Origin of the sequence: uncultured Winogradskyella sp., from assembly GCF_937958655.1 — a bacterium.
Classification (GTDB): Bacteria; Bacteroidota; Bacteroidia; order Flavobacteriales; family Flavobacteriaceae; genus Winogradskyella.
On sequence record NZ_CALGNH010000088.1, the window covers coordinates 1 to 5892 of the forward strand.

The window sequence follows — 5892 nt, forward strand, 5'->3', positions numbered from 1 at the left end:
GGTATACGTGTTAATGCTTTGGCACCAGGTTTTTTTCTTACAGACCAAAACCGTACATTATTAACCAACCAAGATGGTAGTTTAACGCAACGCGGACAACAAATTATAGACCAAACACCAATGGGTCGTTATGGAGAACCAGAAGATTTAGTAGGGACTACATTATGGTTATGTAGTGACGCTTCAAAATTTGTAACAGGTGTTGTAGTGCCTATAGATGGTGGGTTTGCTGCCTATAGTGGTGTTTAAATTTCATCTGAATCTTCCCAAAGGGAAGACATTTAAATGGTAAAATTATAAATTAGTAACTTAAAAATCTCTTCCCTTTGGGAAGATTAAAATGGGAATGAATTTAGAACAAACATGGAGATGGTATGGGCCAAATGACCCAGTCTCTCTTTTAGATATAAAACAATCTGGTGCAACAGGAATTGTATCTGCACTACACCATGTTCCTAATGGTGAAGTTTGGAGTATCGCAGACATAAAACAACGTAAAGCCGAAATAGAAAGCGTCGGCTTAACCTGGTCTGTGGTAGAAAGTGTACCTATTCATGAAAACATAAAAACCAGAACAGGTCAGTTTAAAACCTATATCGAAAACTACAAGCAAACCCTTGTAAATCTGGGCGAATGTGGTATCGATATCGTCTGCTATAACTTTATGCCAGTATTAGATTGGACACGTACAAATTTGGATTATGAAGTAGATGATAAATCCACAGCACTTCGTTTTGAAGCTGCTGCCTTTGCAGCTTTTGAGTTATTTTTATTAAAACGACCTGGTGCTGAAAACGATTATACTGGTGCACAAAAAGAAGCGGCTAAGCAGTATTTAGAAACTGCATCTGAGGACGACCAGAAAAAATTAGTCCGTAACATTATTGCCGGTTTACCTGGTGCAGAAGAAGGTTATACCTTAGAAGAATTCAATGCGATTTTAGCAACGTATAATAACATTGGGCCAAAGGAGTTAAAGGCAAACCTGTTTTCATTCTTAACAGAAATTATACCTGCAGCAGAGCAAGCTGATGTACTAATGTGTATTCATCCAGACGATCCTCCGTTTCCAATCCTTGGCTTACCAAGAGTGGTTTCAACTGAGCAGGATATTATCGAATTGTACGATGCTGTGCCTAGTCCTAATAATGGCTTAACATTTTGTACTGGGTCTTTTGGCGTTAGAGCTGATAACGATTTAGTTGGTATGGTGAAGCGTTTGGGAAGTCGTATTCATTTTATTCATTTACGTGCCACGAAACGTGATGATGAAGGTAACTTCCATGAAGCGGACCATTTAGAAGGCGATGTAGATATGTATGGTGTAATGAAAGCTTTGATTGAAGAACAAAAATGGAGAGCAGAAGCAGGAAGAAAGGATTTACGCATGCCATTTAGGCCAGACCATGGTCATAAAATGCTAGATGATTTAAAAAAGAAAACAAATCCAGGTTATTCTGGGATAGGACGTTTACGAGGTTTAGCCGAATTGCGAGGTTTAGAGCTTGGGATTAGACGTTCGTTATAATAATCCTGCAAGATTTTAAAAACCTTGTAGGCCATAATTTAAATAGGATTAACGTCCCTAAAGTCCCCTCAGGTGGACAATAGCACTAAGGTTAAATACTAGGATTGTCCCCTTTAGGGGACTTTAGGGGTGTTATTGGTAAAGAATAGAATCTTTTATTTAAATTTAAGTAGGTTATCAACTAAAAATATTCCTGCAAGGTTTTAAAACCTTGTAGGTATTAAAATAGAATCAAAACTAAGGCCTACAAGGTTATAGAAAACTTACAGGTCGCAAAACATAAAACAACTAAATATGTCAACCACATTCGAAACACGTTATGCTTCAAGCCCACAAGCGGTAAAGCAATACGATACACAACAATTAAGAGACGAATTCTTAATCCCAGATTTAATGCAACCCGGAAACGTAAAATTCGTTTACACGCATTACGACCGTTATATGGCTGGTGGTGCAGTGCCAACATCGTCTGATTTAAAATTAGAAACCATAGACCCTCTAAAGGCCGATTACTTTCTGGAACGTCGTGAGTTAGGTATTATAAACGTAGGCGGAAGCGGAAGTATCGATGTTGATGGTGAAACATTCAGTTTAGGACACAAAGATGCTTTATATATTGGTAAAGGTGCAAAAGCTGTAATCTTTAAAAGTGACGATGCCAACAATCCTGCAAAATTCTACATGAATTCTGCACCTGCGCATCAAACATATCCAACAAAGAAAACAAGTTTGGCAGAAGCTAATAAAATAGAATTAGGAAGCTTAGAAACAGCCAATCACAGAACGGTGAGCCAGATGATAATTGGTGGGATTATTACAACCTGCCAATTACAAATGGGAATGACGGAATTGAAAACTGGTAGTGTTTGGAATACCATGCCAGCGCACGTGCACGACCGTAGAATGGAAATCTATTTTTATTTAGACGTGCCAGAAGAACAAGCGGTTTGCCACTTTATGGGTCAGCCACAAGAAACACGTCACATCTGGATGCATAATCACGAAGCTGTGATTTCACCACCTTGGTCTATTCACTCAGGTTCTGGGACATCAAACTATACCTTTATTTGGGGAATGGCTGGTGAAAACCTAGACTATAATGATATGGATGTTGCAAAAATTACAGATTTAAGATAATATGTCTCAAGAATTATTCAATATAAAAGGAAAAGTAGCTTTAGTAACAGGAAGCACCCATGGACTTGGTATGGCTATGGCCATGGGTTTAGGGAAAGCTGGTGCTACGATTGTCGTTAACGGTAACTCATCTCAAGAAAAAATCGATAATGCCGTTGCAGACTACAAAAAAGAAGGTATTACTGCTGTAGGTTATAAATTTAATGTTGCAGATGAAGCTGATGTTATTGCAAATATTTCAAAAATTGAAACTGAAGTTGGCAACATCGATATCTTGGTAAACAACGCAGGTATCATTAAGAGAACACCATTGGTCGAAATGGAAGTCGAAGATTTTAAACAAGTTTTGGATATTGATTTAGTAAGCCCTTTTATTGTTTCAAAACATGTTGTAAAAGGGATGATGGAGCGCAAAGCAGGTAAAATCATCAACATCTGTTCTATGATGAGCCAATTGGGTAGAAATACGGTTGGAGCTTATGCCGCTGCAAAAGGTGGTTTAGTAATGTTAACCAAGAATATGGCCACCGAATGGGCAAGGCATAATATCCAAGTTAATGGTATTGGGCCAGGTTATTTTGCGACTTCACAAACCGCACCGATTAGAGTGGATGGGCATCCGTTTAATGATTTTATTGTCAATAGAACACCAGCAGCAAAATGGGGTGACCCAAATGATTTAGCGGGCGCTGTAATCTTTTTAGGCTCAAAGGCGAGTGATTTTGTAAACGGTCATATACTATATGTAGATGGTGGTATTTTGGCAACTATTGGGAAACCTTCAAACGAATTGTAATTAATCCTGCAAGTATTAAATGTAAATTTAAATTGTGAAACACCCCTAAAGTCCCCTCAAGGGGACAATAGCGCTAAAGTTAAATACTAGGATTATCCCCTTGAGGGGACTTTAGGGGTGTAAAATGTAAGAACGTTTTAATACAATAATGAAATAGTATATTTTGAAAATCAAATTATTAACATGAAAAAAATAATTATTTTTTTATTGACTTTATCCTGTTTCTCATGTTCTGAAAACGTTTCAGAAATGCTATCAGTAACAGTTAAAAACAGTTTAGATATAGATAGAGCTTTTGAAACGATTGAGGTCGATATTGCGGATATTGATTTAAACGGACAATCTTTAGAAGTTATAAATGCTAAAACGGATGAAGTCTTAATATCTCAAATAGTAGATAAAACTATTCTTTTTCAACCAGAAATGTCTGCAAATTCTGAAGCTACTTTTAAAATAAACCTAGTAGAAAAGAAAGCAATTGATTCTAGTTTAATTCGTTGCTATTCGCGTTTTGTACCAGAACGGACTGATGATTACGCTTGGGAAAATAATAGAGTCGCATTTAGAACCTTTGGACCAGTTGCTCAAAAAATGGTAGAAGATGGAGTCAAAGGCGGTACCTTAACTAGTGGTATGGATGCGTGGCTAAAACGTGTAGAATATCCAATAATTAATAAATGGTATGCAAGAGGTGTTATAGAAAAAGGTGCTTACCATAAAGATATTGGCGAAGGTTTAGATAATTTTCATGTTGGTGTTAGTCGTGGTGTTGGCGGTATTGCTATAAAAACAGATTCTACGTACGCAGTGTCTAAGAATTTCACAGCATGGAAAACCATTACCACAGGCCCAATACGTACAAGTTTTATTTTGGACTATGCAGATTGGGATGCTAATGGTAAAACTGTTAGTGAGCGAAAACATATTTCGCTCGATTATGGTCAAAATTTAACACGATTTAATGTTGAATTAAATGGTACAAATACGGTCTCTGTAGGTTTAACCTCGCATAAAAAAGATGGTGAAGTTACTACCAATAAGCCAGAAGGTTGGATGAGTTATTGGGAACCCTTTGACGATTCAGAATTGGGCCAAGGGGTTGTTGTTGCTAATCCAAAACAAATTGTAGCTTTTAATAATTATCTTACCGAGAAAAAGGATGAAAGCAACTTGTATGTGCAGTCCAACGTTTCGGGTGTATTTGAGTATTATGCAGGATTTGGTTGGAAAAAAAGTGGTCAGTTTGAAACTAAAGCTGATTGGAATAATTACCTATCTCGCTTTGCAAAATGTATAGCAAGTCCATTAGAAGTTAACGTTGTAATACCATCAAGATAGTATGAAGCATATCTCTTTAAAATCAATTATACTTTTAGCAATTCTCATTGTAGTATTATCGTCCTGTAACAACGAGTCTGGTTCTAAAGTGATGTATTTAGGACATACACTACCACAAACGCATCCTGTACATAAAGGTATTATAGAGTTTCAGAAAGCCTTAGCGAAAAAATCTAATGGCACCTTAAAAGTTAAAATATTTCCAGATGCACAATTAGGTTCAGAACGCGAAGTTTTAGAATTATTACAAATAGGAAGTGTAGCTGCTACCAAGGTAAGTGCAGCGACCATGTCTAATTTTGTGCCAGAATATAGCTTATTTGGTATTCCATATTTGTTTAGGGATAAGCAACATCAGTTTAATGTGTTAGAAGGTGAAATCGGGAAATCTATATTAGAAAAAGGAAGTAAATTTTGGTTGCGAGGTTTATGCTATTATGATGCAGGAAGCCGAAGTTTTTACACTAAGGACAAAGCCATTAGAACACCAGAGGATTTAGAAGGTCTTAAGATTAGAGTAATGAATAACCAAATGGCTATTAATATGGTGAACTCAATGGGTGGCTCAGCAACGCCTTTGGCTTATGGTGAGTTGTACACCGCAATTCAACAAGGTGTTGTTGATGGTGCGGAAAATAATCCACCTTCATTTGTGTCTTCTAACCATTACGAAATTAGTAAGTATTATACCTTAGACCAACACTCTTCTGTACCAGATGTACTTTTAATAGGTACAAAATATTGGGATAAATTATCAGACCAAGAAAAAGTTTGGGTACAAGAAGCTGCGGATGAATCCGCCCAAGCACAGAAAGTATTTTGGAATGCATCTGTTGAAGCGTCTATGGCAACAGCTAAGCAAGCAGGTGTAGAGATTATTATTCCAGAAAAGTCCTTATTTGCAGAAAAATCGAAATCTGTCTTAGAGAATTTTGTTAAAGAATATCCTGAGCTAGCACCTATTGTAAACCAAATTAAAAATAAAGACTAATGACTAAATCTGACCTTGTTTTTAATAAAGTGCTCAAAATTCTTGAGTGGATTATGATTGTGATTTTTGCGCTTTTAGTTCTTGATGTACTTTTTCAAGTTT

The 5892-nt window shown here is 36.7% G+C and carries 6 protein-coding genes; all 6 read left to right on the top strand.

What is annotated here, in order from left to right; all coding sequences use genetic code 11:
• The coding region (locus Q0800_RS13850) for an SDR family oxidoreductase (protein ID WP_299130912.1) at positions 1 to 249 on the top strand (249 nt) is incomplete at its 5' end.
• A gap of 97 nt (positions 250 to 346) precedes the next feature.
• Positions 347 to 1528 carry a mannonate dehydratase gene (gene uxuA / locus Q0800_RS13855; protein ID WP_299130914.1) on the top strand — a complete coding sequence of 394 codons (1182 nt, stop codon included), beginning with the start codon at positions 347 to 349 and terminating at the stop codon, positions 1526 to 1528.
• 294 nt (positions 1529 to 1822) lie between these two features.
• Complete coding sequence (kduI, locus tag Q0800_RS13860) at positions 1823 to 2665, top strand: 5-dehydro-4-deoxy-D-glucuronate isomerase (RefSeq protein ID WP_299130917.1); 843 nt, start codon at positions 1823 to 1825, stop codon at positions 2663 to 2665.
• 1 nt (position 2666) lies between these two features.
• Positions 2667 to 3461 carry a gluconate 5-dehydrogenase gene (locus Q0800_RS13865; protein ID WP_299130919.1) on the top strand — a complete coding sequence of 265 codons (795 nt, stop codon included), beginning with the start codon at positions 2667 to 2669 and terminating at the stop codon, positions 3459 to 3461.
• A gap of 249 nt (positions 3462 to 3710) precedes the next feature.
• Complete coding sequence (locus tag Q0800_RS13870; protein WP_299130921.1) at positions 3711 to 4799, top strand: DUF4861 family protein; 1089 nt, start codon at positions 3711 to 3713, stop codon at positions 4797 to 4799.
• A 1-nt stretch (position 4800) separates the two neighbouring features.
• A complete protein-coding gene (locus Q0800_RS13875) occupies positions 4801 to 5790 on the top strand; it encodes a TRAP transporter substrate-binding protein (protein ID WP_299130922.1) in 990 nt (329 codons plus the stop codon).
• The last annotated feature ends 102 nt before the right edge of the window (positions 5791 to 5892 follow it).

What these genes read in the sequence shown, in the direction of transcription:
- uxuA (WP_299130914.1), top strand. Translation starts at nt 347, where the DNA reads ATGAATTTAGAACAAACATGGAGATGGTATGGGCCAAATGACCCAGTC.
- kduI (WP_299130917.1), top strand. Translation starts at nt 1,823, where the DNA reads ATGTCAACCACATTCGAAACACGTTATGCTTCAAGCCCACAAGCGGTA.
- Q0800_RS13865 (WP_299130919.1), top strand. Translation starts at nt 2,667, where the DNA reads ATGTCTCAAGAATTATTCAATATAAAAGGAAAAGTAGCTTTAGTAACA.
- Q0800_RS13870 (WP_299130921.1), top strand. Translation starts at nt 3,711, where the DNA reads ATGCTATCAGTAACAGTTAAAAACAGTTTAGATATAGATAGAGCTTTT.
- Q0800_RS13875 (WP_299130922.1), top strand. Translation starts at nt 4,801, where the DNA reads ATGAAGCATATCTCTTTAAAATCAATTATACTTTTAGCAATTCTCATT.